28 protein-coding genes and 1 riboswitch are annotated in these 26,736 nt (G+C 62.1%); of the genes, 19 read left to right on the top strand and 9 right to left on the bottom strand.

Annotated elements, in window-relative coordinates; all coding sequences use genetic code 11:
- Positions 1–11 precede the first annotated feature (11 nt).
- The 7 genes from RCCGE510_RS04830 (at position 12) to RCCGE510_RS04805 (ending at position 6,188) form a co-directional block, all read left to right on the top strand.
- Complete coding sequence (locus RCCGE510_RS04830) at positions 12–803, top strand: ABC transporter ATP-binding protein (RefSeq protein ID WP_007627667.1); 792 nt, start codon at positions 12–14, stop codon at positions 801–803.
- On the top strand, positions 800–1,513 hold the full coding sequence (locus RCCGE510_RS04825; RefSeq protein ID WP_007627665.1) for an ABC transporter ATP-binding protein: 714 nt from the start codon (positions 800–802) through the stop codon (positions 1,511–1,513). Before RCCGE510_RS04830 ends, RCCGE510_RS04825 begins: the two co-directional genes overlap by 4 nt.
- A complete protein-coding gene (locus tag RCCGE510_RS04820; RefSeq protein ID WP_007627664.1) occupies positions 1,513–2,394 on the top strand; it encodes a branched-chain amino acid ABC transporter permease in 882 nt (293 codons plus the stop codon). The genes RCCGE510_RS04825 and RCCGE510_RS04820 overlap by 1 nt, the downstream gene beginning before the upstream one ends.
- A gap of 56 nt (positions 2,395–2,450) precedes the next feature.
- Positions 2,451–3,350 carry a branched-chain amino acid ABC transporter permease gene (locus tag RCCGE510_RS04815; protein WP_240539629.1) on the top strand — a complete coding sequence of 300 codons (900 nt, stop codon included), beginning with the start codon at positions 2,451–2,453 and terminating at the stop codon, positions 3,348–3,350.
- Positions 3,351–3,380: 30 nt separating this feature from the next.
- Positions 3,381–4,613 carry an ABC transporter substrate-binding protein gene (locus tag RCCGE510_RS04810; protein ID WP_007627662.1) on the top strand — a complete coding sequence of 411 codons (1,233 nt, stop codon included), beginning with the start codon at positions 3,381–3,383 and terminating at the stop codon, positions 4,611–4,613.
- 79 nt (positions 4,614–4,692) lie between these two features.
- Positions 4,693–4,857, top strand: coding sequence for a DUF1016 N-terminal domain-containing protein (locus RCCGE510_RS35385; RefSeq protein ID WP_276310625.1), 165 nt, complete (start codon positions 4,693–4,695; stop codon positions 4,855–4,857).
- A gap of 401 nt (positions 4,858–5,258) precedes the next feature.
- Entirely contained in the window at positions 5,259–6,188 is a 930-nt protein-coding gene (locus tag RCCGE510_RS04805) for a TauD/TfdA family dioxygenase (RefSeq protein WP_007627661.1), read from the top strand.
- A 33-nt stretch (positions 6,189–6,221) separates the two neighbouring features.
- On the opposite strand, the gene RCCGE510_RS04800 is transcribed toward RCCGE510_RS04805, so the two are convergent.
- The 7 genes from RCCGE510_RS04800 to RCCGE510_RS04765 all read right to left on the bottom strand — a co-directional run bounded on the left by RCCGE510_RS04800 (position 6,222) and on the right by RCCGE510_RS04765 (position 14,363).
- Complete coding sequence (locus RCCGE510_RS04800) at positions 6,222–7,043, bottom strand: bifunctional allantoicase/(S)-ureidoglycine aminohydrolase (RefSeq protein WP_007627660.1); 822 nt, start codon at positions 7,041–7,043, stop codon at positions 6,222–6,224.
- Positions 7,044–7,126: 83 nt separating this feature from the next.
- Positions 7,127–8,962: an ABC transporter ATP-binding protein gene (locus tag RCCGE510_RS04795; RefSeq protein WP_007627659.1), complete on the bottom strand. Its 1,836-nt coding sequence runs from the start codon at positions 8,960–8,962 to the stop codon at positions 7,127–7,129.
- Positions 8,963–8,979: 17 nt separating this feature from the next.
- Positions 8,980–10,176 carry an aminotransferase class V-fold PLP-dependent enzyme gene (locus tag RCCGE510_RS04790; protein ID WP_007627658.1) on the bottom strand — a complete coding sequence of 399 codons (1,197 nt, stop codon included), beginning with the start codon at positions 10,174–10,176 and terminating at the stop codon, positions 8,980–8,982.
- Between the two features lie 68 nt (positions 10,177–10,244).
- Positions 10,245–10,757, bottom strand: coding sequence for a RidA family protein (locus RCCGE510_RS04785; RefSeq protein ID WP_037077782.1), 513 nt, complete (start codon positions 10,755–10,757; stop codon positions 10,245–10,247).
- Positions 10,758–10,808: 51 nt separating this feature from the next.
- A complete protein-coding gene (locus tag RCCGE510_RS04780; protein ID WP_007627656.1) occupies positions 10,809–11,678 on the bottom strand; it encodes an ABC transporter permease in 870 nt (289 codons plus the stop codon).
- A complete protein-coding gene (locus RCCGE510_RS04775) occupies positions 11,678–12,619 on the bottom strand; it encodes an ABC transporter permease (protein WP_007627655.1) in 942 nt (313 codons plus the stop codon). The genes RCCGE510_RS04780 and RCCGE510_RS04775 overlap by 1 nt, the downstream gene beginning before the upstream one ends.
- 217 nt (positions 12,620–12,836) lie before the next feature.
- Positions 12,837–14,363, bottom strand: a complete 1,527-nt coding sequence (locus RCCGE510_RS04765) for an ABC transporter substrate-binding protein (protein WP_007627653.1) — start codon at positions 14,361–14,363, stop codon at positions 12,837–12,839.
- Between the two features lie 218 nt (positions 14,364–14,581).
- Between RCCGE510_RS04765 and RCCGE510_RS04760 the strand changes: the two genes are divergently transcribed.
- The 12 genes from RCCGE510_RS04760 to RCCGE510_RS04705 all read left to right on the top strand — a co-directional run bounded on the left by RCCGE510_RS04760 (position 14,582) and on the right by RCCGE510_RS04705 (position 25,632).
- Positions 14,582–15,166 carry a DUF1349 domain-containing protein gene (locus tag RCCGE510_RS04760; RefSeq protein WP_007627652.1) on the top strand — a complete coding sequence of 195 codons (585 nt, stop codon included), beginning with the start codon at positions 14,582–14,584 and terminating at the stop codon, positions 15,164–15,166.
- Positions 15,167–15,422: 256 nt separating this feature from the next.
- Positions 15,423–15,519, top strand: a riboswitch (TPP riboswitch).
- A gap of 50 nt (positions 15,520–15,569) precedes the next feature.
- A complete protein-coding gene (gene thiM / locus RCCGE510_RS04755; RefSeq protein ID WP_037077780.1) occupies positions 15,570–16,373 on the top strand; it encodes a hydroxyethylthiazole kinase in 804 nt (267 codons plus the stop codon).
- A complete protein-coding gene (thiE, locus tag RCCGE510_RS04750) occupies positions 16,370–17,005 on the top strand; it encodes a thiamine phosphate synthase (RefSeq protein WP_007627650.1) in 636 nt (211 codons plus the stop codon). The genes thiM and thiE overlap by 4 nt, the downstream gene beginning before the upstream one ends.
- Positions 17,002–17,835, top strand: coding sequence for a bifunctional hydroxymethylpyrimidine kinase/phosphomethylpyrimidine kinase (thiD, locus tag RCCGE510_RS04745; RefSeq protein ID WP_007627648.1), 834 nt, complete (start codon positions 17,002–17,004; stop codon positions 17,833–17,835). The genes thiE and thiD overlap by 4 nt, the downstream gene beginning before the upstream one ends.
- Before the next feature lie 219 nt (positions 17,836–18,054).
- Entirely contained in the window at positions 18,055–18,534 is a 480-nt protein-coding gene (locus RCCGE510_RS04740) for a GNAT family N-acetyltransferase (protein ID WP_007627647.1), read from the top strand.
- Between the two features lie 24 nt (positions 18,535–18,558).
- Positions 18,559–19,581: a glycoside hydrolase family 3 N-terminal domain-containing protein gene (locus RCCGE510_RS04735; protein ID WP_007627646.1), complete on the top strand. Its 1,023-nt coding sequence runs from the start codon at positions 18,559–18,561 to the stop codon at positions 19,579–19,581.
- 42 nt (positions 19,582–19,623) lie between these two features.
- Positions 19,624–21,270: an ABC transporter substrate-binding protein gene (locus tag RCCGE510_RS04730; protein WP_007627645.1), complete on the top strand. Its 1,647-nt coding sequence runs from the start codon at positions 19,624–19,626 to the stop codon at positions 21,268–21,270.
- Positions 21,271–21,327: 57 nt separating this feature from the next.
- Positions 21,328–22,305 (top strand): ABC transporter permease, encoded by a 978-nt coding sequence (locus RCCGE510_RS04725; protein WP_007627644.1) that lies wholly within the window; start codon positions 21,328–21,330, stop codon positions 22,303–22,305.
- Position 22,306: 1 nt separating this feature from the next.
- Positions 22,307–23,185 (top strand): ABC transporter permease, encoded by an 879-nt coding sequence (locus RCCGE510_RS04720; RefSeq protein ID WP_007627643.1) that lies wholly within the window; start codon positions 22,307–22,309, stop codon positions 23,183–23,185.
- Positions 23,182–23,985 carry an ABC transporter ATP-binding protein gene (locus RCCGE510_RS04715; RefSeq protein WP_007627642.1) on the top strand — a complete coding sequence of 268 codons (804 nt, stop codon included), beginning with the start codon at positions 23,182–23,184 and terminating at the stop codon, positions 23,983–23,985. The genes RCCGE510_RS04720 and RCCGE510_RS04715 overlap by 4 nt, the downstream gene beginning before the upstream one ends.
- Positions 23,982–24,881, top strand: coding sequence for an ATP-binding cassette domain-containing protein (locus RCCGE510_RS04710; protein ID WP_007627641.1), 900 nt, complete (start codon positions 23,982–23,984; stop codon positions 24,879–24,881). The genes RCCGE510_RS04715 and RCCGE510_RS04710 overlap by 4 nt, the downstream gene beginning before the upstream one ends.
- A gap of 70 nt (positions 24,882–24,951) precedes the next feature.
- On the top strand, positions 24,952–25,632 hold the full coding sequence (locus RCCGE510_RS04705) for a spermidine synthase (RefSeq protein WP_007627640.1): 681 nt from the start codon (positions 24,952–24,954) through the stop codon (positions 25,630–25,632).
- 3 nt (positions 25,633–25,635) lie between these two features.
- Here the strand turns inward: RCCGE510_RS04705 and RCCGE510_RS04700 are convergent, their stop codons facing one another.
- Positions 25,636–26,427 (bottom strand): aldolase/citrate lyase family protein, encoded by a 792-nt coding sequence (locus RCCGE510_RS04700; protein WP_007627637.1) that lies wholly within the window; start codon positions 26,425–26,427, stop codon positions 25,636–25,638.
- A gap of 60 nt (positions 26,428–26,487) precedes the next feature.
- The gene (locus RCCGE510_RS04695) at positions 26,488–26,688 is read right to left on the bottom strand and encodes a hypothetical protein (protein ID WP_007627636.1); all 201 of its coding nucleotides are present in this window, start codon (positions 26,686–26,688) and stop codon (positions 26,488–26,490) included.
- Positions 26,689–26,736 lie beyond the last annotated feature (48 nt).

The following is a 26,736-nucleotide window of genomic DNA, read 5'->3' as shown; positions in this document are numbered from 1 at the left end:
GAGGAAATAAAATGAACGACAGCAGCATCGAAAAGGTGCGTCCGATGCTCCAGGCGCGGGAAGTTTCCGTGCAGTTTGGCGGCGTTAAGGCGCTCACGGACGTATCGCTTTCTGTAAAGCCCGGTGAAATCTGCGGCCTGATCGGACCGAACGGCGCCGGCAAATCGACCTTCCTCAACGCCGCGACCCGACTGGTCAATTACGCAACCGGATCGATCACGCTCGACGGCCAGCGGCTCGAAGGCGTGGAAACGCGTGACATGATTGGGATGGGCATCGCTCGCACGTTTCAGAATCTAGGCATCTATGCATCGATGACAGTCTTGGAGAACGTCATGCTGGGCGCCCATCACCGGCTTGGCGGGAATTTCGCTGAGGCGATCTTCGCTCCGTTCCGGATAAGAGCCTCAGAACGCGTTGCGCGTGAAAGCGCGATGACGGTGCTTGAGGAGGTCGGCATGGCGGATCTCGCTCCGCAGGCAGCCGGATCGCTCCCCTACCCTTTGCAGAAGCGTATGGAAATCGCCCGCGCGCTGGCCGCCGAGCCGAAAATACTCTTGCTCGACGAACCCGCCGGCGGACTGACCCACGGCGAGGTCCACGAATTCGGCGCGCTCGTCGACGGGATCAGGCGCAGACGCAATCTCTCGATCCTTCTCATCGAGCATCACATGGGTTTGGTGATGAGCCTCTGTGATCGGATCGTCGTCTTCCACCTGGGCCGTAACCTGGCCGAGGGAACGCCCGCTGAAATCAAGTCAAACGACGCGGTGATCGCCGCCTATCTCGGGAGGGCGGCATGACCTTTCTGGACATCAAAGATCTGTCGGTATTTTACGGCAAGACGCGTGCATTGTTTAACTGTTCGTTCTCAGTAGGCGAAGGAGAGTTCGTCGCACTGCTTGGCTCCAACGGCGCCGGAAAGACGACGTTGCTGCGCGCAATCTCGGGCCTCCTGCCGTTCAAAGGTTCAGTTTCCTACGCGGGCAAAGCCCTTGACAATATCTCCGCCCAGACGCGCCTTTTTCTTGGCGTTGCGCACATACCGCAAGGTCGGGGCACGTTTACCGAATTCACCGTGGACGAAAACTTGTCGCTCGGCGCCACCATCGTGGCCAGCCGCTCCCAGGTGAGGCAAGACAAGGAGCGCTGGTACGAGACGTTCCCCAGATTGCGGGAACGGCGCAACCAGCTCGCCGGAAACCTCAGCGGCGGCGAACAGCAGATGCTCGCGGTGGCCCGCGCGCTGATGTCCAGGCCGAAACTGCTGATGTGCGATGAGCCTTCTCTCGGATTGGCGCCGGCCATCACCCAGGAGATCCTTACGATCTTCAAGTCCTTGAACAAGGACAACGGCATGACATTGCTCGTGGTCGAGCAAAACGTCGACATCACCCTTCAATACGCCGACAGGGCTTTCGTCATCGAGGCTGGCCAGATCGTCGCGAGCGGCGCTGCGAGCACCCTGATCGATAACGAAGACATCAAGAAATCATATCTGGGAGTCGCCTGATGAGTCTCTTCTTCCAGCTCGTCGTCAGCGGCTTGACCACGGGTGCTATCTACGCCGCGCTCGCGCTGGCGCTCGTTCTCATTTTCCGGGCGACGAACGTCGTCAATTTTGGTCAGGGCGAGATGGCGACTTTCTCGGCCTATGGGGCCTGGCAATTGATGCAGTGGGGTGTGCCGCTCTGGCTCGCCGTCCTCGTGAGCCTCCTGTCGGCATTCGCTGTCGGAATCGTGACGTTCCGCCTGATCATCCGACCCATGATGGACGCTCCGGTGGAAGCGGTCGTCGTCATCACGCTTGGCATCCTTGTGTTATTCCAGGCTGCCTGCATGTGGATTTGGGGGGCGGAACAGCTCTCCTTCCCAAGCCTTTTCCCGGATGGCGGGTTCAGCATCGGCGACGTCCGCGTGCTTGCCTCGGCCGTCGGGACGCTGGTGATCCTCCTGGCGATTGCGCTGGCGATGGGCTTTATCTTCCGCTTCACCAAGCTCGGATTATCGATGCGCGCAGCGGCCTTCGACCGTACACGCAGCGTTCTTGTGGGTGTCGATGTCGAGCGCATGCTGATGCTGGGTTGGGGCTTCGCCGCCGTCATTGGCGCTTTGGCCGCGATTCTGATCGCACCCCGCCTGTTTCTTAGCCCAACGATGATGACCCCAATCCTCTTTTATGGCCTGGCGGCCGCGACACTCGGCGGCTGGGATAGTCCGCTAGGCGCCATCGTCGGCGGCCTCGCGGTCGGCGTCGCAGAGAGCCTGGGAGCGAGCTACCTATCGTTCATTGGAGCCGACATGCGTATCGCAGTTCCGATCGCGCTGACGTTGACCATCCTGCTCGTGAAGCCCGTCGGCCTGTTCGGCTCCTACAAGGTGACAAAACTATGAGAGACGTTTCCCTCTCAACCGCGATCAAGCTTGGTGTCTTCGCGATCGTCGCGGTATTGATCCCGGTTTTCGCCCCCGCCTACGCTCTCCAGGAAGTGGCCATCGCGATCGCCTATGCCATCGCGATCCTCGGTCTCAACCTGCTGATGGGATATGCTGGGCAGATTTGCCTTGCCCAAGGGACGCTGTTCGGTGTCGGCGCCTATGTCACTGCGATCCTGAACGCGACTTACGGCGTTTCTCCCCTGGCCACACTTCCGGTCGCGGCTGCAGTCGCCGCCGCCGTCGGCCTGGTAATCGGCCTTCCGGCGCTCAGGCTCCAAGGCCTGCAGTTGGCCATCGTCACGTTTGGTATCGCAGCAGCATTTCCTCAATTGCTCCTGAAGATGGGAAGCCTGACCGGAGGCGTATCCGGGCTTCCGATCGACGCGCCTGAATTGCCTAAAATCATGGCGGACGCCCCGGAGCTGTGGCTTTACCTCGTCTCGCTCGCCTGCGCCGGCGTCGGAGCGTTGCTTGTTTCCCGAATGCTGTTCGGCGATGTGGGCCGGGCCCTCAGGGCGCAGCGCGACAACCCTCAGATTGCTCAAGCGCTCGGTGTGAACCTCACACGCGCCCGACTGTGGGCGTTCGCGGTAAGCTCGGCGCTCGCGGGACTGGGTGGTGGGGTATTTGCCATGGTCAGCGGCTTCATCAGCCCGGAATCTTTCCTGGCGATCCTGTCCATCAACATCGTCATCGGCAGCATCGTCGGCGGCGTCACCAGCATCGTCGGCGCGTTTATCGGCGGCCTGTTCATGGTTTTCGTTCCGAGCTGGGCATCCGATATCAACCTGAGCCTCGGCAATCTGATTTACGGCCTCGCGCTGATCCTCATCATGATGGTCGCACGCAACGGAGTGACTGGTTTCATCGAAAAATGGCTTTCGATGATTTTTCGGAGGGCGGCTGGCTGAGAGCCCGCCATCGAACTGGGAGGAACTGAAATGAGACTGATCTCGATACTGAAGGGCTGCACGGTGCAGTTGGCGGCGGCCGCGTTGCTCGTCGCTTCCCACGCTAGCGCCGCCGAACCGTCGCCGGGCGTCACCGATGACACGATCAAGGTTGGGGTGACCGGACCTTTGACCGGTCCGGTCGCGGTCGTCGGCGGCGTCGCCGAGGGTATTAGGGCGCGTGTCGAACAGGCCAACGCCGAAGGTGGCGTCAAGATGGGCGACGGCAAGACACGCAAGATCGAACTCGTCATCGAGGACGATGGCCTTGATCCGCAGCGTACGTTGGCGAATGTCCGCAAGATGGTGGAAAAGGACAAGGTCTTCGCCTTGGTCGGCACGGCTGCCACCCCGAACAACCTCGCGATCGGACGCTACATCACCCAGAAGAAGGTACCGAACGTCTTCATGTACTCCGGAGTTATTTCCCTGAACGCTCCTGAATGGGAAGTTGGGTTCGTGCCATCCTTCTCGACCGAAGCGGACGCCTTCGCCGAATATCTCGCGATCAACAAGCCCGACGCCAGGGTCGCGTTCCTGTATCTGAACACGGAAACCGGCCAAACATTCATGAAGGCATTCGACCGCGCGGTCGAGGGTTCGGCGATTAGGGTGGTCGAACGTCAACCTGTGACATCACAAGACCCCACTGTGGAAACCCAGCTCAATACGCTGAAGGCCTCCGGCGCCGACACGCTCGTCATCATCGCCGCGCCTCGCCAAGGCGGCGAGGCCATCCGCTTCCAATCGGAAAGCGGCTGGAAGCCGTTGACCTTGGTCACAAATCTCTCGTCTTCGTATCCGGTCCTTCAGTCCGTTGGCCTGGAAAATGCCAAGGGTATCATCACCTCAGACTTCCTGAAGCCGATCATCAGCGACCAGAAGTCCAGTGATGAGGGCATCAACCGATACCTCGATGCCATCAAGTCGGCCAAAGTGAACTTCGTCTTCGCCAACACAATCGGCCAAACCGGTTATTCGATCGGCGATGCGCTTATCCAGTCACTTGAAAAGCTAAAGGAGCCGACTCGCGAAGAACTGATGAAGGTCGTCCACAATATGGACGGCTGGACGACCCCGCTGCTTTTCGACGGCATCAAAGTGACAACCAAAGAAGGCTCCGACATCTATCCGATCGAGGCACTCCAGCTTTACCAATTCGATGGGCTGCAATACAATCCGGTCGGCGGGGTATTGCATTTTGAAGGAGATACGCACGAGTAGTTTTACGCGCCCGGCGGGTGCTGATTAAACCGGCGCAAATACTCGATCGATCAACCAAGCTGGGCGGACTCGACGACGCATGTCGAGCCCGCCCGGCTGGAGCTCCGATAGGCCTCGAAACCTCAAATATATGCGTGCTTTTACCGAAGCATTCCCTGACGAAGAAATCGTGCAACAGCTTGTTGCACATTTGCCCTGGGGCCATAACGAGCTCCGAGTGACTAACGATAGACGATCATCGTGATGCAAGGGCATCTATTCGCAGCAGATTCAGACATCCACGCAAGATGAATGAAGCGACGCTTAAGGGATGCTTTGTACCCCTCACCCGCTTCGGCTTATGTGTTCCTGACGATAGATTACGTCACATTTACAATTTAAGTCGAATTATATCATTCCCACAAGCAGCTGCCGTCACCAATCTTCACCCCCAGATCAACGGCCGCCAGTCTCCCTGCCGGCGAGGAAATCGAAGCGGCTGTTTCACAAAAACAGCTTAAATTAGAAATTATTGTCTACAAAATTTGTAGATTATACGGTTCCATAGCCCGGTCGACTTCAGCGCTGAGATTTCGAATGCCCTTTGAATGTTTCTTCGGGCGCATGTGACCTGCCGACTTCTTCCAATATCAACAGGAGATTTCCATGAGCAATCCGGTTCTCGTCAATCAGATCATTCCCGACACCGATGTCATCCCGCTGACCGGCCGTGTCGGCGCCGAAATCAGGGGGCTCCGCCTTGGTGGAGAGCTTTCGGATGCGACGGTGGCAGCTGTCAACCAGCTCCTGCTGAAGCACAAGGTCATCTTCTTCCGGGATCAGGGGCACCTTGACGATTCCGAACAGGAATCCTTTGCACGCCGCCTGGGCGACCTCGTGCCTCATCCAACCCAGGGTCCGGTCGCCGGCACGGCTTCCATCCTCAACCTCGATTCCAGCCGCGGCGGCGGTAGAGCCGACCAGTGGCACACCGACGTTACCTTCGTCGACGCCTACCCCAAATTCTCCGTCCTTCGCGGTGTCGTCATTCCGGCAGCCGGCGGCGATACGATCTGGTCCAACACTCATGCCGCCTACGAAAGTCTGCCGACGCCGCTCAAACTACTGGCGGACAATTTATGGGCCATTCACAGCAATGCCTACGACTACGCCGCCGTGCGCCCTCGCGCCACCGCTGAGGAGAAGAAGCATTTCGAAGAAGTTTTCACCTCGACCATCTACGAGACAGAGCATCCGGTCGTGCGTGTTCATCCGGAAACGGGCGAAAGGTCGCTGCTGCTCGGTAATTTTGTTCAGCGGCTGATCGGCGTGTCGAAGAGCGATTCCGCGAAACTCTACGAGGTCTTCCAGTCCTATGTCACCGCCCCGGAAAATACCGTGCGCTGGCGCTGGAGAGCCGGGGATGTGGCAATCTGGGATAATCGCGCCACCCAGCACTATGCCGTCAACGATTATGGCGACCAGCACCGCGTCGTGCGCCGCGCCACCGTTGACGGCGACGTCCCCGTCAGCATCGACGGTCGCCGCAGCATAACCCATGTCAAGGCCGCCAAACCGCAAGCAAAGGCGGCGTGATCACCGACGCGCAGATGTTGCCCGGCACAGCTCCTACCAGAGCTTCATGTGCCGGTTGACGTCCTTGTAGAGCAGGTAGCGGAAGCGGCCGGGGCCGCCGGCGTAACAGGCCTGCGGGCAGAAGGCGCGCAGCCACATGAAGTCGCCGGCCTCGACCTCGACCCAGTCCTGGTTCAGACGATAAACGGCCTTGCCTTCCAGCACATAGAGACCGTGCTCCATGACATGGGTTTCCATGAAGGGGATCACCGCCCCAGGCTCCAGCGTGACGATATTGACGTGCATGTCGTAGCGGACATCGGCCGGATCGATGAAGCGGGTCGTGCCCCAGCGGCCGTCGGTATCGGGCATCGCCCGGATCGGATGGTCGTCCTCATGGGTGACGATCGCCGGCGGCGGCTCCAGCCCGTCGACCTCCTGAAACGCCTTGCGGATCCAGTGGAAGATCGCCGCGGTCGAACCATCGTTTTTTAGGCGCCAGGCCGAGCCGGCGGGAATATAGACGAAGGAGCCGGCGCGCAGCACATGGCTTACGCCGTCGAGCTCCATCGTCATGCCGCCTTCGACGACGAAGAGCACCGCTTCCGCCCGTTTGTCGGGTTCCGGCCGGTCGCTTCCGCCGCCCGGCTGAACCTCCATGACATATTGCGAGAACGTTTCGGAGAAGCCGGAAAGCGGCCGGGAGAGAACCCATGCCCGCGTTCCCGTCCAATGCGGAAAGACGCTGGTGACGATATCGCTCATGACGCCGCGAGGGATGACCGCGTAAGCCGTGGTGAAAACGGCTTTGCCGGAAAGCAACTGGGTCTGCGGCGGCAAACCGCCGAGCTTCGAATAATACTCTGTCTTGTCCATTGATGCGGCTTTCCAGGCAGGTGTCTTTCCATCTGCTTTATGCGCCGCCGGCCCGTTAGGCAACTCCCAATGGCCCGCGCCACCTACCGCTCGGCCATCACCAAATGGCCCGGCCCGACCTCGCGATAGGCGGCATTCGCAGGCTGATAATCGACCGGCCGCATCGGGCTCTTGATCTCGTCATTCGCCACCATCCGCTTCTCATGGCGGCGGTCGGGATCGGGCACCGGCACGGCGGCGATGAGTTTTCGGGTATAAGGATGCTGTGGATTTTCGAAGACGGCGGCGCGCGGGCCGATCTCGACGATCTCGCCGAGATACATCACCGCCACCCGGTGGCTGACGCGCTCGACCACCGCCATGTCGTGCGAAATGAACAGGAAGGCGAGGTTGAGGCTCTGCTGCAGGTCGAGCATCAGGTTGATGACCTGCGCCTTGATCGAAACGTCGAGCGCCGAGACACTTTCATCGGCGACGATGACTTTCGGCTGCAGGGCAAGCGCCCGGGCAATGCAGATGCGCTGGCGCTGGCCGCCGGAAAATTCATGCGGATAACGCGCCGCCATCTCAGGCGACAGACCGACCTTGACCAGAAGGTCGGCAACGACCTCCTTGGCCTGTTTCGGGCTGCCCATCCGGTGTTCGAGATAGGGTTCGGCGATCGCAGCGCCGACCGTCATGCGCGGATTGAGGCTGGCAAACGGATCCTGGAAGATCATCTGCACGGATTTGCGCATTTCGCGCAAATCCTTCCTGTCGAGGCCGAGCACCTCCCTGCCCTCGACGAGAACCGAACCGGCCTGCGGCTCGATCAGACGCATGATGGCGCGGCCAGTCGTCGACTTGCCGCAGCCGGATTCGCCGACGAGCGACAGCGTCTCGCCGGCATGAAGATCGAAGGAAACGTTTTCCACCGCATGCACGCGGCTGGTCAGCCGGCCGAACAGGCCGGAGTGAATGTCGAAACGCTTGGTGAGGTTCTTCACCTGCAGTACCGGCGTCACCGCTACGGTATCGGCGGCCTCGGTCGGAATATCGGATTCCCCCGTTGCCGTATTGACCACCGGGAAACGCAGCGGCCTCTGCCGGCCCTGCATCGAACCGAGCACCGGCACGGCCGACAGCAGCGCTCGGGTATAGGGGTGTTTGCCGCGGTGGAAGATATTGGCGGTGGGGCCGCTTTCCACCTGTTCGCCGCGATACATCACCACCGTCCGGTCGGTGATCTCGGCGACGACGCCCATGTCATGGGTGATGAACAGAACGGAAGTCCCCTCCTCCTCCTGCAGCATCTTGATGAGATCGAGGATCTGGCCCTGGATCGTCACGTCGAGCGCCGTCGTCGGCTCGTCGGCGATCAGCAGTTTCGGCCGGCTGGCGAGCGCCATGGCGATCATCACCCGCTGGCGCATGCCGCCGGAAAAACGATGCGGATATTCGTCGAAGCGCGAGGCGGCCGACGGGATGCGGACTTTTTCCAAGAGTCTGATCGTCTCGGCTTTGGAATCGGCCCGGCTCATATCGGAGTGGCAGAGCAACGCTTCGGAAATCTGATCGCCGATGGTGAAGAGCGGGTTGAGCGAGGTCATCGGCTCCTGGAAGATCATCGCCACCTCATTGCCGCGCACCTGCCGCATCGCACGTTCCGGCAATGCCAGCAGGTCGCGGCCGCCGAGCATGACCCGGCCCTCGACGCGGCTGCTATCGGCCTGCAACAGCCGCATGATCGACAGCGAGGTGACGCTCTTGCCGGAGCCGGATTCGCCGACAATCGCGACCGTTTCACCCGGTGCGACGGTGAAGGAAACGTCGCGCACCACAGGCTTCCAACCGCCGTCGACTAGAAAGGAGGTGGTCAGCCCCTCGACGGAAAGAACGGCGGCGGTTGTCTCTATCGGTTGCGCTTGAACCTCAGCCATATCGCTCCCCTTGCGGCTTAATCCGGCCAGCGAAGCGCAGCATCGAAGCGGTGCCGGCTGCGATTTTCGATCGGCGTTGCGATGATCTCGTTGGAGGCGCGCGCCTTGTCGAGTTCCTCAGCCAGGCGGTTAGCGACGATCGTCTCCTGGCCCGGATGCAGGTTGCACGGGTCGAGGTAGAAATAGCGGTGCTCCACCTCGTGGTCGCGCACGATGATCGGCGGGCTGCCCTTCGCCAGCGCATCGGCCAGATCCCAGGCGGTGATATGGGCCTGCTCGGCATCGACGATCAGGCGCAGCCGCTCCAGTGGATTGTCGGTCGGGTCGGGCTCGATCAGCACGGTCAGACCGGGGCGGCCGTCGAGTGTACGCTTCCACAGGTTGAGATAGCCGGTCTCGCGTTCGCGGATGACGGCATGATCGCGGTTTTCCCAGGCTTCGAGTGCCGCCATGACGCCAAAGATGCTCTCCTTGCCGACCTTCATGCCGCGGCCGATGCCCATATTCTGCAGGAAGGCATGGCGCACCAGCTCCTTCCGGCCGGCGACGATGCCCGACGTCGGGCCGCCGAGGAATTTGTGGCCGGAATAAAGCGCGATATCGGCCCCCTGCTCCAGGAAGATCCGGAGATCATATTCCGAGGCCGCATCGACGATCACCGGCACGCCCCTGGCATGGGCGATCTCGACGAATTCCTTCAGGTTCAACAGGCCGTAGTCGACGACATGGTGGGAGACGACATAGACGGCAGCGGCGGTCTTTTCGGTGATCGCCTTTTCCATGTGGAAACGGTGCGTCGAGGTTGCCTGGCCGATCAATACGGCCTTGCCGCCGGCAAGCCGGATTGCCTGGTCGACCGGAGCGCCGTAGCTGACCACATGGCCCATCTGCACCAGCACTTCGTTCTTCTCGGACACGGCATCCGGCAGCTTCTCGATCGCCAGCAGATTGTCGCCGGTGATAGCGCCGGCGACCACCAGCGAAATACCGGCCGAGCAGGAGGCGGTGACGAAACCCGCCTCGCCGCCGGTCAGGCGGGTGATGACCGCACTTGCCTTGCGCTGCAGGTCGTTGATCTCGACGAAATGCGGCAGGATCGACGCCATCGCTTCGATCGCCTCCGGCACCACGATCGAGGCGCCGAGGCTGGTCATCGTGCCGGATACGTTGATGACGGGGCGAAGGCCGAGCGAAGGTCTGATATCAGTGGACATGAAGGTCTCCAGAAGTCTGGTCGAGGAACGGGCCATGGTGGCCGCTGCTCCCAATATGAAAGCTCTCGTCAGCCATTCAAGGCGACGATCGCCTCGATCTCGACGGTGATGTTGCCGGGCAGAGAGCCGAAGCCGACGGCCGAGCGGGCATGCTCGCCGGCCCCGCCAAAGACGGCAATCAGCAGATCCGAGCAGCCGTTGATGACGCTCGGATGATCCTCGAACTCCGGCACGGCATTGACCATGCCGAGCAGCTTGACCACCCGCTTGACGCGGGAGAGATCGCCGAGCGCATCATGCATGACGGCGAGCAGGTTGATACCGGTCAGCCGCGCATGCCGATAGGCCTCCTCGACGCCGACGCCGCCGCCGACCTTGCCGGCATGCAGGAAGCCGTCGGCCTCGCGCGGGCCCTGGCCGGAGAGGTAGAGCATATTGCCCTCCACCACATGCGTCACGAAATTGGCGATCGGCGGCGGTGGCGGCGGCAGCTTGATGCCGAGGGCGGCTAACCGTTGGTAAGGCGAGTTCTCAACCTTGCCGGCGGCGTTGGGAAACTGATTCACGCAAACTCCTGTCATGCGAATTGGATTGGACGAATTGAATTGGTGGCCGACTGAGAGGTCGGCGGATTAAAGGTCCTTGCGAAGTCTTGGGTCGAGCATGTCTCTCAGGCCATCGCCGACCATCTGCAGTGACAGCACCGAGAGGATGATGGCGACACCGGGAAATAGCGTCATCCAGTCGGCCTGGCCGATATATTGCCGGCCGGCGGCGATCATCGTTCCCCAGGTCGGAATTTCCGGGCTGACACCGAGGCCGAGGAAGGAAAGGCCGGCTTCGGCGAGCATTGCACTGGCAAAGAGGAAGGTGGCCTGCACCAGGATCGGCGACAGCAGATTGCGCAGCACATGCCGGGTCATGATGTGAAAGGTGGAAATGCCGAGCGCCCTCGCCGCCTCGACATAGGGCAGCTCGCGAATGACCAGCGTCGAGGCACGCACGATGCGAGCAAGGCGCGGCGCATAGACGATCGACAGCGCGATGATGACAGTGGTCAAGGACGGGCCGAGGGCGGCGACGAGGGCGATCGCCAGCAGAATATCCGGGAAGGCCATCATCGCGTCGATCAGCCGGGCGATCGGCGTGTCGAGCTTCTGGAAAAAGCCGGCAAGCAGGCCGAGCGTCACGCCGATCACCGCTGACAGGCTGACGACCGCAACGCCGACCAGCAGCGACAGGCGGCCGGCAAAGATCGTGCGCGAAAAGACGTCGCGGCCGAACTCGTCCGTGCCGAAGAAGAAGATGCCGCTTGGCGGTTTCAGCCGGTTGACGATCGAAAGTTTGGACGGCGAATAGGGCGCGACAATAGGGGCAAAGACCGCCAGCAGCACGAAAATCGCCAGGATCAGCAGGCCGAAGGCCACCGTCTTGCGCTTCAGCAGGCGGCGGAGGAATTTGCTGCCTTCGCTCTCGGCTGATTTGATTGCGATATCGGCCATCAGTAGCGCACCCTCGGATCGACCAGCAGATAGAGCATGTCGATCGCAAAATTGATCAACACATAGAGCGCGGCGATGACCAGCAGCGCCCCCTGGATGACGGGATAATCGCGGCGCAGCACCGCCGAGACGACGAGATTGCCGACCCCCGGCAGGCCGAAGACCGTTTCGGTGACGACGGCGCCGGAAATCAGCACCGCCGCCGTCAGGCCGAGCACCGTCAGGATCGGGATCAGCGCATTCTTCAGCGCGTGCTTGAGGATGACCTTGCGCTCGACCAGCCCCTTGGCACGCGCCGTGCGGATGTAATCATCGCCGAGCACATCGAGCATCGAGGCGCGGGTGAAACGCAGGATCAGCGCCGAGGAAACGATGCCGAGCGCAAAGGCCGGCAGCGTCAGATGATACATCCGGTCTGGGAAGGTCGAGCCGGGGCCGCCATAACCCGAGACCGGGAAGAGGTTGAGCCGGACGGCGAAGAACTGCATCAGGATGAGGCCGAGCCAGAAGCTCGGGATGCTGGCGGCAAACATCGCCAGCGTCGTTGCCGCCTGGTCGACGAAGGAGCCGCGCCGATAGGCGGCGTAGATGCCGATCGGCAGAGCGATGACGCTGGCGATGGCAAGCGAAAACAGCGTCAGGAAGAAGGTCGGCTCGGCGCGGTCGAGCAGAGCCGACGTCACAGGCATGTTGAGGAAGATCGACTGGCCGAGGTCACCCTTCAGCAGCTGGCCGATATAATAGACATATTGCAGGCCGAGCGACTGATCGAGCCCGAGCCGGGTTCGGAGATCGGCAACATCCTGCGGCGTCGCATCCGGCCCGAGCATGACGGCGGCCGGGTCACCCGGCGTCACCCGCACGATGACGAAGACGATCGTCACGACGAGAAACATCACGACGATCATGCCGAACAGGCGCTGGAGGATGTAGCGGATCATCCGAACTGCTCCTGCGCTCGGTGCATGCAGGACTGCAGCGGAACGTCCCGCTCGCCCTCATTCCTGTGCTCGTCACAGGAATCCAGCGCGCCCAAGTCCTTGGGCGCTGAAGACTCCTTGACTGAATACAGGTCAATCACGGCGCAGAAGCGCCGTGGCTGGATCCCTGTGTCGAGCACAGGGATGAGGGAGCAAGCGGTGACCAACGAACTCTCCATCACTTCTTGATCGAAGCGTTCCAGAAATACGGCCAGGGAGCGGGATCGACGCCGTCGAGCTTGACCGACTTTGCCGAGACGGCGTTGAAATCGCCGATCTTCATGAAGGGCGCGTCTGTATAGATCGCCTTCTGGACATCGGCCCAGAGTGCGACGCGCTTCTTCGGATCGACTTCCGAAGTGAAGGCATCGACGGCGGCCTTGCGGGCCGGCGTATCCCACCAGCCGGGCGAGCTGGTCGAGAGCGAACCGATGAGCGCCGGCTCCGGCAGGAAGGGGCTGTGGGTGATGTAGATATCCCAGAGCTTCGGATCGGTGCGGCGCTGCGTCAGCGTCGCCCAGTCGACCACCTGCATATCGACGGTAAAGCCGGCAAGCTTCAGATATTCGGCGGCGACCTGCGCCATCTTGTAATGGAATTCATACTGGCGGCTGGTCAGGATGCGGATCGGCTCGCCATTATAGCCAGCCTTCTTGGCGGCAGCCGCCGCCCCTTCCGGATCGGCGACATTGTAGGCGCCCTCGACACCGGCATCCGTCGACCAGGAGAATGTCTTCGGATAGATGGCACCGTCGAGCGCATAAAAATCCGTGCTGCCGAAAGCCGCGGCCAGCATGTCTTCCATGCTGAGCGCCTGGCGGATCGCCTTACGGACTTCGACATTCGCAGCAACGCCTTCCCCAGTGTTGAAGACGAAGACCGGATAACCGAAGGGTTTTAGCATGACCGGCTGCGAGGCCGTGGAGGCCTTCACCTTGTCGTAGGATTCGACGGCGATCGAATCGACATAATCATACTGGCCGGAGATCGCTGCCTCGACGCGGGTGTTCGGATCCGGCACCGGCACGAAGCGGATTTCATCGAGATATTGATGGCGAGCGCCGCCATAGCCGTTGCTGTCGCCTTCGCGGGACTTGTAGCCGTCGAAGCGGACGAGCTGGATATACTGGTCGGCCTTGCGCTCCTTCAGCATATAGGGGCCGGTGCCGATGAACTGCTTCATCGGCTCGTCCTGCTTTTCCGACGGGATGATGATCGCCGCCGAATTGTTGAAGGCGAGCAGCGAGGTCAGCGGCGCATAGGGCTGTTTCAGCGTGATGGTGACGGCCGAGGCATCGCCAGCCGTGATCTTGTCGATGAAGCCGGCCACCTGCTTGCCGCGCGAGGCGATCTTCATCCAGCGGCCGAGCGAGGCGACGACATCCTCCGAGGTCATGTCGCTATTGTCGTGGAACTTGATGCCGGTCCTGAGCTTGATCGTATAGGTTTTGCCGTCGGCACTGATCTCCGGCAGACTTTCGGCCAGCAGCGGCGTGACGTTCCAGCTCTTGTCGAAAGTGTAGAGCGTTTCGAAAATATGCTGGGTGACGATGCCGACGAGATCGGCCGTCGACGACATCGGATCAAGTGTCGGCGGTTCGCCGATGGTCGCGACATTGATGACGCCGCCCTTTTCCTGGGCAAGCAGGGTCGAAGGCAGAGCGACAAGCGCGGTGCCAAGGAGAAATGCAACAAATGTTTTCATGTGAGGGCTCCCGACAAGTTCCACAATTATGTAATTCATCTTTTTGTAACAGAATAAGAGCTGGATCGATCCTGTCAAGCGCGGGCGACCGATTATGCTCTCTGTCGGGTACTTAACGCTAGAAAACACAATCTTCGGCTGCGCTCTGCACGAAGGCTGCGCATTATGCCAAAGTGAGCAATCACCTGCGATCTGGCTTTAACGGAACGGGTAAATAGATGAGCATCGATTTCGAAGATGGAAAATGGCTGAACGAACCGGCCAGCTGGCGCGTGGACGACACCGCCCTTACCCTGACGACCGATGAAAAAACCGATTTCTGGCGGGAGACCCATTACGGTTTCACCCGCGACAGCGGCCATTTCCTCGCCTTTCCCACGCCCGAGAGCTTCACCGCCCAGATCCGCATCCAGGGCGAATTCCGCACCCTCTACGACCAGGCCGGCCTGATGGTGCGCCTCGACGAAAGCCGCTGGGTCAAAACCGGCGTCGAATTCACCGACGGCGAAGCCTTCCTCAGCACCGTCGTCACCAACGGCCGGTCCGACTGGTCGGTCTCCCAGCCCTTCAAGGAACTCGAGGATTTCCACATTCGCGTCACTGTCGCAGGCGGCGCCCTGCGCATCCAGGCCTCCCGCGACGGCAGCTTCTGGCCGCTGCTGCGGCTAGCGCCCTTCCCGGTTGCCGGCGGTTACGAGGTCGGGCCCATGGCATGCACGCCGGAGCGAAGCGGATTGACGGTGCGGTTTTCGGAGTTTTCGATTGTGGCAGCGATTACGACGGATCTGCATGATTTGAGTTAAGAGTTGGGCGATGCTCAGATTGTCTTAGAGCCAACCGCAGCGACGTTAACGCGGAGCTGCAGCATCGATGTACCGCGGCCGAGTGGGCAGTAGCAGCGAAGTGGAGACGGCAAGGCAAGCCGGAATCCATTGGGACAGCGTTCTGGAAAGCCCGGTCAACACCCGAATCGGTGGCGACCTCCCGTCTCTCCCCGCACCGTCGCAGCACTGTCATTTTCGAGATGACATCCGCCCCGTTCTCTGCGAAAAAGAGCGCGATGAGAGACAGGGGCGCCCGTCGACAGACGGGCTGAGAAGCACCCTTCGAACCTGAACCGGATAATGCCGGCGGAGGGAGTCGCTCGGGGTCGCGGCTTAGCCCGCACGAACCGCCCCGTGCCCGCCCCCGCCTGAAAGGGGCCACATGCAGACCAGGACTACACCAGGAGCCATGCTGAAGGCGATGCGCGAAAAGCCGCCGCTCGTGCAGTGCATCACCAATTACGTCGCCATGAACATCGCCGCGAATGTTCTATTGGCCGCCGGCGCCTCGCCGGCCATGGTGCATGCCGCTGAGGAAGCCGGCGAATTCGCCGGCATCGCCAATGCGCTGACCGTCAATATCGGCACGCTGTCGCCGCAATGGATCGACGGCATGCAGGCGGCGGCGAAGGCAGCGACCTCAGCCGGCAAACCCTGGGTGCTCGATCCGGTCGCCCATTATGCCACGGCTTTCCGCCGCGATGCGGTCGCCGGCCTGCTGGCGCTCAAGCCGACGATCATCCGTGGCAATGCTTCCGAAATCATCGCGCTTGCCGGCGGCGAGAGCCGCGGCCAGGGCGTCGACAGCCGCGATCCGGTCGAGCAGGCCGAAGGTTCGGCGCGACGGCTGGCCGAGCGCCAGCAAGCGGTCGTCGCCGTCACCGGTGCGGTGGATTTCGTCACCGACGGTGAAAAGGCGGTGCGCATCACAGGCGGATCGGCCTTGATGCCGCGGGTCACCGCGCTCGGCTGCTCGCTGACCTGCCTCGTCGGCGCCTTTGCCGCCACAGCACCCGAAGATATCTTCGGCGCGACGGTCGCGGCACTCGCAACCTTCGCCATCGCCGGCGAAGAGGCAGCACTCGGTGCGGCCGGGCCTGGCTCCTTCGCCTGGCGTTTCCTCGACGCGCTGAACGCGCTCGACGGCGAAACGCTCGATGCCCGGGCAAGGATCTCGGTCGCATGAAGCTCTTCGATCTGTCGCTCTATCTCGTCCTCGACCCCGATCTCTGCGCCGGGATCGGCATGGTCGAAACCGCGCGCCGTGCCGTTGCTGGCGGCGCGACGATGGTGCAGCTGCGCGACAAACAGGCCGGCACGGCCGGAGTGATCGAAACCGGACGCGCCTTGAAACAGGCGCTCAATGGAAGCGGCGCCCTCCTCATCGTCAACGATGATGTCGAGGCGGCCATCGCCATCGACGCCGACGGCCTGCATATCGGCCAGGAGGACATGGATGCGCGCACGGCGCGAGAGATGATCGGCCCCGGGATGATCCTCGGTCTTTCGGTGGAGACAGAAGCGCTTGCCGCTGCCGTCGATCCCAGCATCGTCGATTATACCGGCGTCGGGCCGGTGTTTGCGACGCCGACCAAGGCCGACCACAAGCAGCCGATCGGTTTTGCCGGCATGGCACGGCTGGTGGCGGCTTCGCCGGTGCCCTCGGTTGCCATCGGCGGTCTCAAGGCGGACCATGTGGCCGCGGTTTTTGCCGCTGGCGCCAAGGGGGTTGCGGTCGTTTCGGCCATTTGCGGCACGCCGGACGCCGAAGCGGCGACGCGCCGCATTGCCGCAGAAATTCGAAAGGCCCGCGCATGATCCGCAACGTCCTCTCCATCGCCGGCTCCGACCCGTCGGGCGGCGCCGGCATCCAGGCCGATCTCAAGGCCTTCTCCGCCCGCGGCGTCTACGGCATGGCGGTGCTGACCGCGCTGACGGCGCAGAACACGCAAGGGGTGAGCGGCGTGCATCTGGTGCCGCCTCCATTCGTCGCCGATCAGATCAACGCTGTCTTTGCCGATGTGCGCGTCGATGCCGTCAAGATCGGCATGATCGCCAATGCCGGCATCGCCGAGGCCGTCGCCGCAGCGCTTTCCTCAGCCTTGGCCACAGCGCTGGCCGATGGGCACCACATCCCCATCGTCATCGACCCCGTGATGATCGCCAAGGGCGGGGCCGCCCTGCTCGCGCCCGAAGCCGTCGATGTGCTGACCCGCAGGTTGCTGCCGTTGGCGACGCTTTTGACCCCGAACCTGCCGGAGGCCGCCGCCCTGCTGCACCAGCCGGTGGCGACAAACCGGGCTCACATGGCTGCGCAGGCCGAGCAGTTGCGCGCGCTCGGCCCGGCCGCGGTGCTGGTCAAGGGCGGCCATCTCGACAGCGACGACAGCCCCGACGTGCTTGCCACCGCCGACGGCCTGCACTGGTTCGAAGCTCAGCGCGTGCCGACCAAAAACACCCACGGCACCGGCTGCACGCTCTCCAGCGCGCTGGCGGCCGAGCTTGCCAAGGGCGCCTCGGTGTCTGAAGCCGTCGCCATCGCCAAGGATTATCTCGCCGGCGCGGTCGCGGCTGCGGGAAGCCTTGCCGTCGGCTCCGGCCATGGCCCAGTGCAGCATTTTCATGCGCTTTGGAAAGTGGACAGATAAGCGCTCGCATCGACGCACGCCTTCCATCGAAAACGGCCCGGCCTCCCCGGGCCGTTTTTGCGTTCGGCAGCTATCTTGCTTTGAAAGCAGGAGCGTAACGGCGGGCAGCACTGCCAGCCATCTCAAAAATGCCTGTTGACAAGCCCAGCCAGATCGCCAAATCTATGTCACTAAAAGGGGATATGTTCCTCAATAACGGAACACCAGGAGGAATAACGGGTGCCAGACCTGCTTGTGAACTTATACTCCACAAAGCTTGCCGACCTGAAACGGAAAGCCGACGATGTCGGTATTTCCGTCCGCCCGGCCCTCCCCCCGGAATTGCATCTCGTCGTCAACTGGGTTCGCGACCAGTTCAGCGAAAACTGGGCGAGCGAAGTGGCAATCGCCTTCTCCCGCCAGCCCGTTGCCTGCCTGATCGCCGTCGATGGCGGCAAGCTTCTCGGCTTTGCCTGTTACGACACGACGGCGCGCGGCTTCTTCGGCCCGACCGGCGTCGACCCGCAAGCGCGCGGCAGGGGCATCGGGCTCGCTTTGTTTTCAGCCTGCCTGCAGACCATGAAGACGCTCGGCCACGCCTATGCCTTTATCGGCGATGCCGGGCCGGTCGATTTCTACGCCAAGACTGCCGGCGCCATCACCATCCCCGCCCCCGACAAGGGCATCTACGAAGGCATGCTGAGAAGCATGCCGAAATGACCATCTGATCCCGGAGCACCAGTTTTGTCCTCGACCCCGCTCGCCCTTTTCGTCGGCCTCCCGAACCCCACAATTTCGGATGATGAATTCGCCCTGTTTCGCGACACCAATCCGCTCGGCCTCTTCGTCGGCCGGCGCAATCAGCGCGAACCGGAGCAGACCAGGCGTCTGATCGAACGCTTCCGGCAAGCTGTCGGCCGCGACGACGCGCCTGTCTTCACCGACCAGGAAGGCGGCCGCGTCCAGCATCTCGATGCCGGCCCCTGGCCGCTCTTCCGCAGCTTCGGCCAGTTCGGCGAACTGGCGCGCCGCGATTTCGATCTTGGCAAAAAAGCACTGCGCCTTTCCTCCCAGGCCATGGGGGCGATGATGACGGAACTCGGCCTTTCGAGCGGCTGCTCGCCCGTGCTCGACCTCGTCTTCGAGACGACCAGCGCGGTCATCGGCGCCCGCTCCTTCGGCCCCGATCCAGATGCCATCGCCGCCCTCGGCCGCGAGGTGGTCGATGGCCTGCTCGAGACCGGCAACATGCCTGTGATCAAGCACATTCCCGGCCATGGCCGTGCGACGCTCGACTCCCACAAGGAGCGTCCGGTGGTCGACGCCTCCCGCGAGACGCTTGTCGCAACCGACTTCAAACCCTTCGTCGCGCTGAAGGATACGCCCTGGGCGATGGTCGCCCATGTCGTCTACTCGGCCTATGATGCGGAACTGCCGGCCTCCGTCTCACCGGTCATGCACGACGTGATCCGCAACGACATGGCCTATGACGGCGTGCTGATTTCCGACTGCATCTTCATGCAGTCGCTCTCCGGCACCCTGCCGGAACGCGTCAGACAGGTGCTCGACGCGGGCTTCGACATCGCGCTCCACAGCCACGGCGACATTGCCGAAAGCGAAGCCGCCGCCAAAGCCGCCCGGCCGCTGACGGAGGCGGCGCTGAAGCGGATCGCCGCCGGCAAGGCCCGCCTCGGCAATCTCAAGATCGACGTGCGCGCCGCTCATGCTGAGGTCGAAGACATGTTCGCAAGCGCGCTGCTCTCCTGACCAACGCGCCATCTCTCACCGCATAGAAAAGGGGAATAAAACATGAAAAAATATTTTCTTGCCGCCGCCGCGCTGACGCTGCTTTCGGGATCTGCCATGGCGCAGACGATCCTGACCGCCAATATCGAACCGGCGACGACCTGGGTGCGCAACTTCAATCCGTTCAACCAGACCTCGTCGCGCCAGTCGACGCTCGACTTCATCTACGAGCCGCTGGTTATTTTCAATCGCTTCGACAGCAACAAGCCGGTCTATCGCCTCGCCGAAAGCTTCAAGCTCTCCGACGACCTGAAGAGCATCGATTTCAAGCTGCGTCCGAACCTGAAATGGTCTGATGGTAAGCCGCTGACGTCGGCCGACGTCAAGTTCACCTATGATTACCTGAAGAAGTTCCCGGCGCTCGACTTCGTCAGCATCTGGAGCTTCATCACCGATATCCAGGTCGTCGACGGCCAGACGGTGCGCTTCTCGCTTGCCAATCCTAGCTCGCTTGCCGCCGAGCAGATCTCGCAGCTGCCGATCGTTCCGGAACATGTGTGGAAGGACGTCGCCGATCCCGTCACCTTTGCCAACGAGACCCCGGTCGGCAGCGGCCCGCTGACGGAAGTGCCGCGCTTCACCGGCCAGACCTACGACCAGTGCCGCAACCCGAACTACTGGGACAACGAACATCTGAAGGTCGATTGCATGCGTTTCCCGCAGCTTGCCGACAACAACCAGATGCTGACGGCAACGGCCGACGGCACGCTCGACTGGGGTGTGTCCTTCATTCCCGATATCGACAATGTCTATGTCTCCAAGGACCCGGCGCATTTCCACTACTGGTATTCGCCGAGCAGCATGGTCGCCTTCCTGTTCAACCTGGAAACGGCAAACGAGAATAACAAGAAGGCCTTCAACGACCTGAAGTTCCGCCGTGCCGTCTCGATGGCGCTCGACCGCAAGACGATGATCGACGTCGCCGGCTACGGCTATCCGACGCTGAACGAAGACCCCGGCCTGATGGGCGAGCTTTACAAGAGCTGGGCGGATCCATCTGTTAAGGCCGACTTCGGCAAGTTCGCAACCTATGACGCCGGCGCCGCCAAGGCGCTGCTCGACGAGGCCGGCTACAAGGACAAGGACGGCGACGGCTTCCGCGACAATCCCGACGGCAGCAAGATCTCCTTCTCGATCATCGTGCCGAGCGCCTGGACCGACTGGATCGACACCGTCAACCTCGCCGTCGAGGGCATGCAGGCGGTCGGCATCGACGCCAAGATCGAAACGCCGGAAGAAGCCGTTTGGACCGGCAACCTGATCAACGGCACCTTCGATGCGGCGATCAACAGCCTGCCGGCATCGGCCTCGCCCTATTACCCCTACAAGCGCGCCTTCAGCGCTTCGGACAAGGGCAAGACCCGTTTCACTGCGCAGCGCTGGTTCAATCCTGATGTCGAAAAACTCGTCACCGAGTTCACCCAGACCGCCGACCTCGCCAAGCAGAAGGACGCGATGAACAAGGCACAGCGCATCGTCGCCGAAAACATGCCGATGATTCCGGTGTTCAACAATCCGAACTGGTATCAGTACAACACCAAGCGTTTCACCGGCTGGTCGACCAAGGAAAACCCCTTCGTCAATCCGTCGATCTCGCGCACCAATTCGGCACGCCTCTTGAACCTGCTCGCGCTCGAGCCGGTCAAGTAAGGGCATTGATCCCGAGAGCGGCGCTTTCAACGCCGCTCTCGTCACGACGGAGTTCCCATGGCTTTCATGCTTCGCCGCCTCGTCTTCTACATGGCAGCCTTTATCGCCGCAGCGACGATCAATTTCTTCCTGCCGCGGCTGATGCCGGGCGATCCGGTACAGATCATGTTCTCCAGCGCCGGCACCGAATTGCCGCCAGAAAGCCTGCAGGCGCTGAAGCTCACCTTCGGTTTCGTCGACGGCCCGCTCTGGCAACAATACCTCACTTATCTCGGCAGCATCTTCACCGGCGATCTCGGCCGCTCGATCAAGTATTTCCCGCTGCCGGTCACCTCGGTGCTCGGTCATGCCCTTATCTGGACCGTCGGCCTGATGGGCACAGCGACAATCATCAGTTTTGCGCTCGGCACCCTCCTCGGCATCGCCGCCGCCTGGCGCCGCGGCAGCAGGTTCGACGTTATCGTTTCCGTTGGCGCAATTTTCGCGACGTCGGTGCCGGCGGTCGTCACCTCGCTGATCGTGCTCTTCATCTTCGGCTTCACGCTCGGCTGGTTTCCGAACGGCTATGCCGCCGATCCCTCGCTCGATCCGGCCTTCAGCCTGCAATATCTCGGCAGCGTCGCCTATCACGGCATCCTGCCGATGGTGACGCTCTGCACCGTGCTGATCGGCGGCTTCACCGTCACCATGCGCAACAACATGATCAACCTGCTCGGTGAAGACTATATCGTCATGGCCCGCGCCAAGGGTCTTTCCGACCGGCATGTGATGCTCTGGTACGCGGCCCGCAACGCGCTGCTGCCGACCGTCTCCAGCCTGGCCATCGCCATCGGCACCATCCTTGGCGGCTCGTTGGTGACGGAGGTGGTCTATAATTACCCCGGCCTCGGCAACATCCTCTACCAGGCGATCCTCGCCCGCGATTATCCCGTCATCCAGGGCCAACTGCTGATCATGACCGCAACCATGCTGGTCGCTAATTTCATCGTCGACGTCAGCTATATCATGCTCGACCCGCGGCTGAAGGGAGCGTGAGATGAAGACCCTGCTTCGAAACCGCAAGGCGCTGATCGGCCTCGTCATCATCGCCGCCATCGTGATCGTCGCGATCGCTGCACCGCTTTTGACACAATACGATCCCGCCGCCCGCACCGGGCGGCCGCACCAGCCGCCATCGCTCGACCATATCCTCGGCACCACCCGCATCGGCCAGGATGTCTTCGCCCGGTTGATCTACGGCGCCCGCACCTCGCTTGCCGTCGGCTTCGGCGCCGGCCTGCTGATCACGCTCGTCGGCACCGCGCTCGGCATCATTTCCGGCTATCGCGGCGGCAAGACCGACGAGGTCATCAGCTTCTTCACCAATATGGTGCTGGTCGTTCCCAACCTGCCGCTGCTGCTGGTGCTGGCCGCCTTCATCGGCCAGGCAAGCCCGCTGGTCATCGCCGGCATCCTCGGCGCCACATCCTGGGCCTGGGGCGCCCGCGTCACCCGCGCCGAAACACTCTCCGTCAAGCACAAGGATTTCGTCAAATCGGCCGAGATGATGGGCGAGCCGCAATGGCGCATCATGACCTTCGAGATTTTCCCCAACGTGATATCGATCGTCGGCATCAATTTCATCGGCAGCGTCATCTTCGCCATCATCACCGAGGCAACGCTTGAATTTCTCGGCCTCGGCGATCCCAGGGCGATTTCCTGGGGCACGATGCTCTACAATGCACAGAAGGCCTCGGCCCTGTCGGTCGGCGCCTGGTGGGATATTCTCACCCCTTGCTTCGCGCTGGCCTTCCTCGGCATCGGCATGTCACTGTTGAATTTCGCCGTCGACGAGATCGCCAATCCGCGGCTGCGCACCGGCAATCACCTGAAGCGCTGGTCCCTGCTCGTCCGTTCCGGGGAGGGCCGCCTGTGACCCAGCCGTTGCTTTCGGTGAGGAACCTCACCATCGACTATATCGGCGAGGAGAAGGATTTCCGCGCCGTCGACGATGTCAGCTTCGACGTGGCACCCGGCGAGGTCTTCGGCCTTGCCGGTGAATCCGGCTGCGGCAAGAGCACCATCGCCTTTGCCATCAGCCGCCTGCACAGGCCGCCGGCGCTGATCCGCAAGCAGAGCCGCATCCTGCTCGACGGTCGCGACGTGCTCGGCCTCGACCGGAAGGCGCTTGCCGCATTCCGCTGGCGCGAGGTCGCCATGGTCTTCCAGAGCGCCATGAACTCGCTGAACCCGGTGCTGCGCATCGAAGCGCAATTCTACGACATGCTGCGCACCCACAAGGGCATGAGCCGTGCCGCGGCCCGCGAGCGTACCGCCGAGATGCTGAGGCTCGTCGACATCGCGCCGGACCGCATGCGCGACTATCCGCATCAGTTTTCCGGCGGCATGCGCCAGCGCATCGTCATTGCCATCTGCATGGCGCTCGATCCGAAGCTCGTCGTCATGGACGAGCCGACGACGGCGCTCGACGTCGTCGTCCAGCGCGAGATCCTGCAGCGCATCAACGAGCTGCGCCGCAGCTTCGGCTTCTCCGTGCTGTTCATCACCCATGATCTCGGGCTGATGGTGCAGTTTTGCGACCGGATCGGCATCATGCTGTCGGGTCAGTTGGTGGAGCAGAACGCGGCCGCGGCGATCTACCGGACGCCGCAGCATGATTACACGAAGAAGCTCTGGGCCTCTTTCCCCTCGCTGCATGGAGGCGTGCTGCAATGAGTAACGCCATCCTCGCACTCGACACGGTGACCAAGACGTTTGGCCACGGTTCGGCGGCCGTGCATGCGGCGCGCGCCATCTCGTTTTCGCTGCGCGCCGGCCGGGCGCTGGCCCTCGTCGGCGAATCCGGCAGCGGCAAGACCACCTGCGCCCGCATGGCGATGCGCGAATATCTGCCGACATCGGGCCGGATTCTCTACAAGGGTCAGCCGGTCGAGGCGGCGAATTCCGCCGAGATCGCCCGCTATCGCCGCTCTGTGCAGATGATCTTTCAGGACCCCTTCGCCTCGCTCAACCCCGCCCACACCATCGCCCATCATCTCCACCGGCCGCTGAAGCTGCATCGCCCGGAGATCAAAGGAAGCGAGATCGACGTCGCGGTCCGCGAACTGCTGAAGCGCGTCCGGCTCGATCCCGATCTCGTCGCGCCGAAATATCCGCATGAACTCTCCGGCGGCCAGCGCCAGCGCGTCAACATAGCGCGCGCACTTGCTGTCAAGCCAGAGGTGATCGTGGCGGACGAACCGACCTCGATGCTCGACGTTTCGGTACGCCTCGGCGTGCTGAACCTGTTGAACGAGATGAAGCAGGAGATGAGCCTCGGCCTGCTCTACATCACCCATGACATCGCTACCGCCCGTTATGTCGCCGAAGACATCGCCGTGATGTATGCCGGCCAGATCGTCGAATGGGGCAGCACCGCCCGGGTGATCGACAACCCGCTGCATCCCTATACGAGGCTGCTGCTCTCGGCCGTGCCCGATCCGGATATCCGCTTCGAGGACCCGAAAGCGCGTCTCAGGCCCGACGAGGTGGACGATATCCGCCGCCGCTCGGCCGTGCAGCAAGACGAGATCGCCGAAGTGGAACCGGGTCATTTCATCCGGATGGTCTGATGCCGGCTTGCTGGCCTCAGCCCGCGCCTCATGCTAGGGGACATTTCCTTTCATATGAGGCGAAACCGTCATGCTGCCCTGGATCCAGCTCGATTCCGCGACCATTCCCGGTGAAACCGGCGAATTGCGATTGAAGCAGCGCGGCAGCGAATTCTCGATCATGCTCGGCGCCAACGAGCTGATGAACAGCCGTCTCAGCGGCTCGGAGGAGGCCCTGGCAACGCTTTCCTGGGAGCGGATCAAGGCGCATCCGAAGCCCAAGCTCCTGATCGGCGGGCTCGGCATGGGTTTTACCCTGCGCGCCGCCCTTGCCGTCCTTCCCGAAGATGCCGGCGTCACCGTCGCCGAACTGGTGCCCGCCGTTGTCGCCTGGGCCCGCGGACCGATGGCCGAGGTGTTCAAGGGCTGTCTCGACGATCCGCGGGTCGGCATCCACCAAGGCGATGTCGGCGAAGCGATCCGTGCCGGCAAGGCCGCCTATGACGCGATCCTGCTCGATGTCGACAATGGCCCGGACGGGCTGACCCGCAAATCCAACGATCGGCTCTACGATTTTAACGGCCTTCGCGCCGCCCGCGACGCGCTTCGCCCCGGCGGCGTACTCGCCGTCTGGTCGTCCGGTCCGGATCCGGATTTCACCCGCCGTCTCAAGGACAGCGGTTTTTCCGTCGATGCGATCAATACGCGCGCCAACGGCAAACGCGGCGGCGCCCGCCACGTCATCTGGCTGGCGGTGAAGCCGATGAAATGACGTTCAAGCGGACGCAATCCTGCGGGCCGCATTGATGGCGCGGCGGGCGCCGGAGCGCAGTTGCGTGGTCTCGGCACCGGCAATGACCAGATCGAAGCCGAATTTCAGCAATTCGCCAGCCCGCTCGCCGTCGGCGGCATAGGCGCAGGCGACTTTGCCGTGGGCGCGGCAGCGCGAGACGGCATGCTGCATGGCGCTATCGATCTCGGCGGCGTTCGGCGCCACCTGGTCGCCGTTCGACAGCGCGATAGAAAGATCGGACGGACCGACGAAGATACCGTCGATGCCGGTAACGCCGAGAATGGCGTCGATCGCCTCAAGCGCTGCTCGGGTTTCGATCATGGCGATGGCGACGGTCAGCGCGTTGGCGTTTTTCAGATAATCATCGCCCGAAAGGCCGGTATGGTTCAGCGCCAGCGACGGTCCCCAGCTGCGCTCGCCGACAGGCGGGTATTTGGTGGCCTTGACGAAGGCTTGCGCGTCTTCGGCTGAATTGATCATCGGCGCGATGATGCCGGAGGCGCCAGCGTCGAGCAGTCGCGAAGCGGAGGCGAAATCGCCGACCGGAATGCGCGCTAAGGCCGGCTTGCCGGCAAGCCTTACCTGCGCGACGGCATTTGCCGCCGACGGCATGTCCCACATGCCATGCTGCATATCCAGAACGACGGTGTCGAAGGCCTCCTGCACCAGATGGTTGGCAAGCGTTGCGTCAGGAATGCCGATCCAGGCGGAGATCATTCCATCCCGGCTGTTCCTGATCCGCTCCGCAAAGCCGTCGATATCAGCGGCACCCATGCCATTCTCCTCAATTCATCAGACTGCCAGCGGCCGTTGCTGCCAGCCAGCGGCAGCGGTTCACACTCTCCGGCGCAGTCGCGATACGATGATCAGGACGGCAATGCCGACTGCGGCCAGAATAGCGCCCCAAAGCATCCAGATCGTTTGAGCGATCATGAAGCTGGACGCCGGATAGGGAAAATAGCCGCTTCCCTGGCCGATCCAGATCAGCCCGAGAAGGACCATAAGCAGTCCAATGATATATCCGATCGTTCGCATGCTTGCGGCACTTTCGCTATGGATTCGATCTCACAATGTCGGGCTGCG

Origin of the sequence: Rhizobium sp. CCGE 510, from assembly GCF_000292525.1 — a bacterium.
In the GTDB taxonomy this organism is placed as follows: domain Bacteria; phylum Pseudomonadota; class Alphaproteobacteria; order Rhizobiales; family Rhizobiaceae; genus Rhizobium.
The sequence above is the reverse complement of the archived record's forward strand: the minus strand, read 5'-3'. Positions and strand labels throughout refer to the sequence as shown.

Coding starts and splice junctions, on each gene's coding strand:
- RCCGE510_RS04775 (WP_007627655.1), bottom strand. CDS start 12,619: ATGATCCGCTACATCCTCCAGCGCCTGTTCGGCATGATCGTCGTGATG.
- RCCGE510_RS04830 (WP_007627667.1), top strand. CDS start 12: ATGAACGACAGCAGCATCGAAAAGGTGCGTCCGATGCTCCAGGCGCGG.
- RCCGE510_RS04780 (WP_007627656.1), bottom strand. CDS start 11,678: ATGGCCGATATCGCAATCAAATCAGCCGAGAGCGAAGGCAGCAAATTC.
- thiM (WP_037077780.1), top strand. CDS start 15,570: ATGCAGACCAGGACTACACCAGGAGCCATGCTGAAGGCGATGCGCGAA.
- RCCGE510_RS04760 (WP_007627652.1), top strand. CDS start 14,582: ATGAGCATCGATTTCGAAGATGGAAAATGGCTGAACGAACCGGCCAGC.
- RCCGE510_RS04765 (WP_007627653.1), bottom strand. CDS start 14,363: ATGAAAACATTTGTTGCATTTCTCCTTGGCACCGCGCTTGTCGCTCTG.
- RCCGE510_RS04730 (WP_007627645.1), top strand. CDS start 19,624: ATGAAAAAATATTTTCTTGCCGCCGCCGCGCTGACGCTGCTTTCGGGA.
- RCCGE510_RS04720 (WP_007627643.1), top strand. CDS start 22,307: ATGAAGACCCTGCTTCGAAACCGCAAGGCGCTGATCGGCCTCGTCATC.
- RCCGE510_RS04705 (WP_007627640.1), top strand. CDS start 24,952: ATGCTGCCCTGGATCCAGCTCGATTCCGCGACCATTCCCGGTGAAACC.
- RCCGE510_RS04785 (WP_037077782.1), bottom strand. CDS start 10,757: ATGACAGGAGTTTGCGTGAATCAGTTTCCCAACGCCGCCGGCAAGGTT.
- RCCGE510_RS04725 (WP_007627644.1), top strand. CDS start 21,328: ATGGCTTTCATGCTTCGCCGCCTCGTCTTCTACATGGCAGCCTTTATC.
- RCCGE510_RS04820 (WP_007627664.1), top strand. CDS start 1,513: ATGAGTCTCTTCTTCCAGCTCGTCGTCAGCGGCTTGACCACGGGTGCT.
- RCCGE510_RS04695 (WP_007627636.1), bottom strand. CDS start 26,688: ATGCGAACGATCGGATATATCATTGGACTGCTTATGGTCCTTCTCGGG.
- RCCGE510_RS04800 (WP_007627660.1), bottom strand. CDS start 7,043: ATGGACAAGACAGAGTATTATTCGAAGCTCGGCGGTTTGCCGCCGCAG.
- thiE (WP_007627650.1), top strand. CDS start 16,370: ATGAAGCTCTTCGATCTGTCGCTCTATCTCGTCCTCGACCCCGATCTC.
- RCCGE510_RS04790 (WP_007627658.1), bottom strand. CDS start 10,176: ATGTCCACTGATATCAGACCTTCGCTCGGCCTTCGCCCCGTCATCAAC.
- RCCGE510_RS04700 (WP_007627637.1), bottom strand. CDS start 26,427: ATGGGTGCCGCTGATATCGACGGCTTTGCGGAGCGGATCAGGAACAGC.
- RCCGE510_RS04810 (WP_007627662.1), top strand. CDS start 3,381: ATGAGACTGATCTCGATACTGAAGGGCTGCACGGTGCAGTTGGCGGCG.
- RCCGE510_RS04805 (WP_007627661.1), top strand. CDS start 5,259: ATGAGCAATCCGGTTCTCGTCAATCAGATCATTCCCGACACCGATGTC.
- thiD (WP_007627648.1), top strand. CDS start 17,002: ATGATCCGCAACGTCCTCTCCATCGCCGGCTCCGACCCGTCGGGCGGC.
- RCCGE510_RS04710 (WP_007627641.1), top strand. CDS start 23,982: ATGAGTAACGCCATCCTCGCACTCGACACGGTGACCAAGACGTTTGGC.
- RCCGE510_RS35385 (WP_276310625.1), top strand. CDS start 4,693: ATGTCGAGCCCGCCCGGCTGGAGCTCCGATAGGCCTCGAAACCTCAAA.
- RCCGE510_RS04795 (WP_007627659.1), bottom strand. CDS start 8,962: ATGGCTGAGGTTCAAGCGCAACCGATAGAGACAACCGCCGCCGTTCTT.
- RCCGE510_RS04825 (WP_007627665.1), top strand. CDS start 800: ATGACCTTTCTGGACATCAAAGATCTGTCGGTATTTTACGGCAAGACG.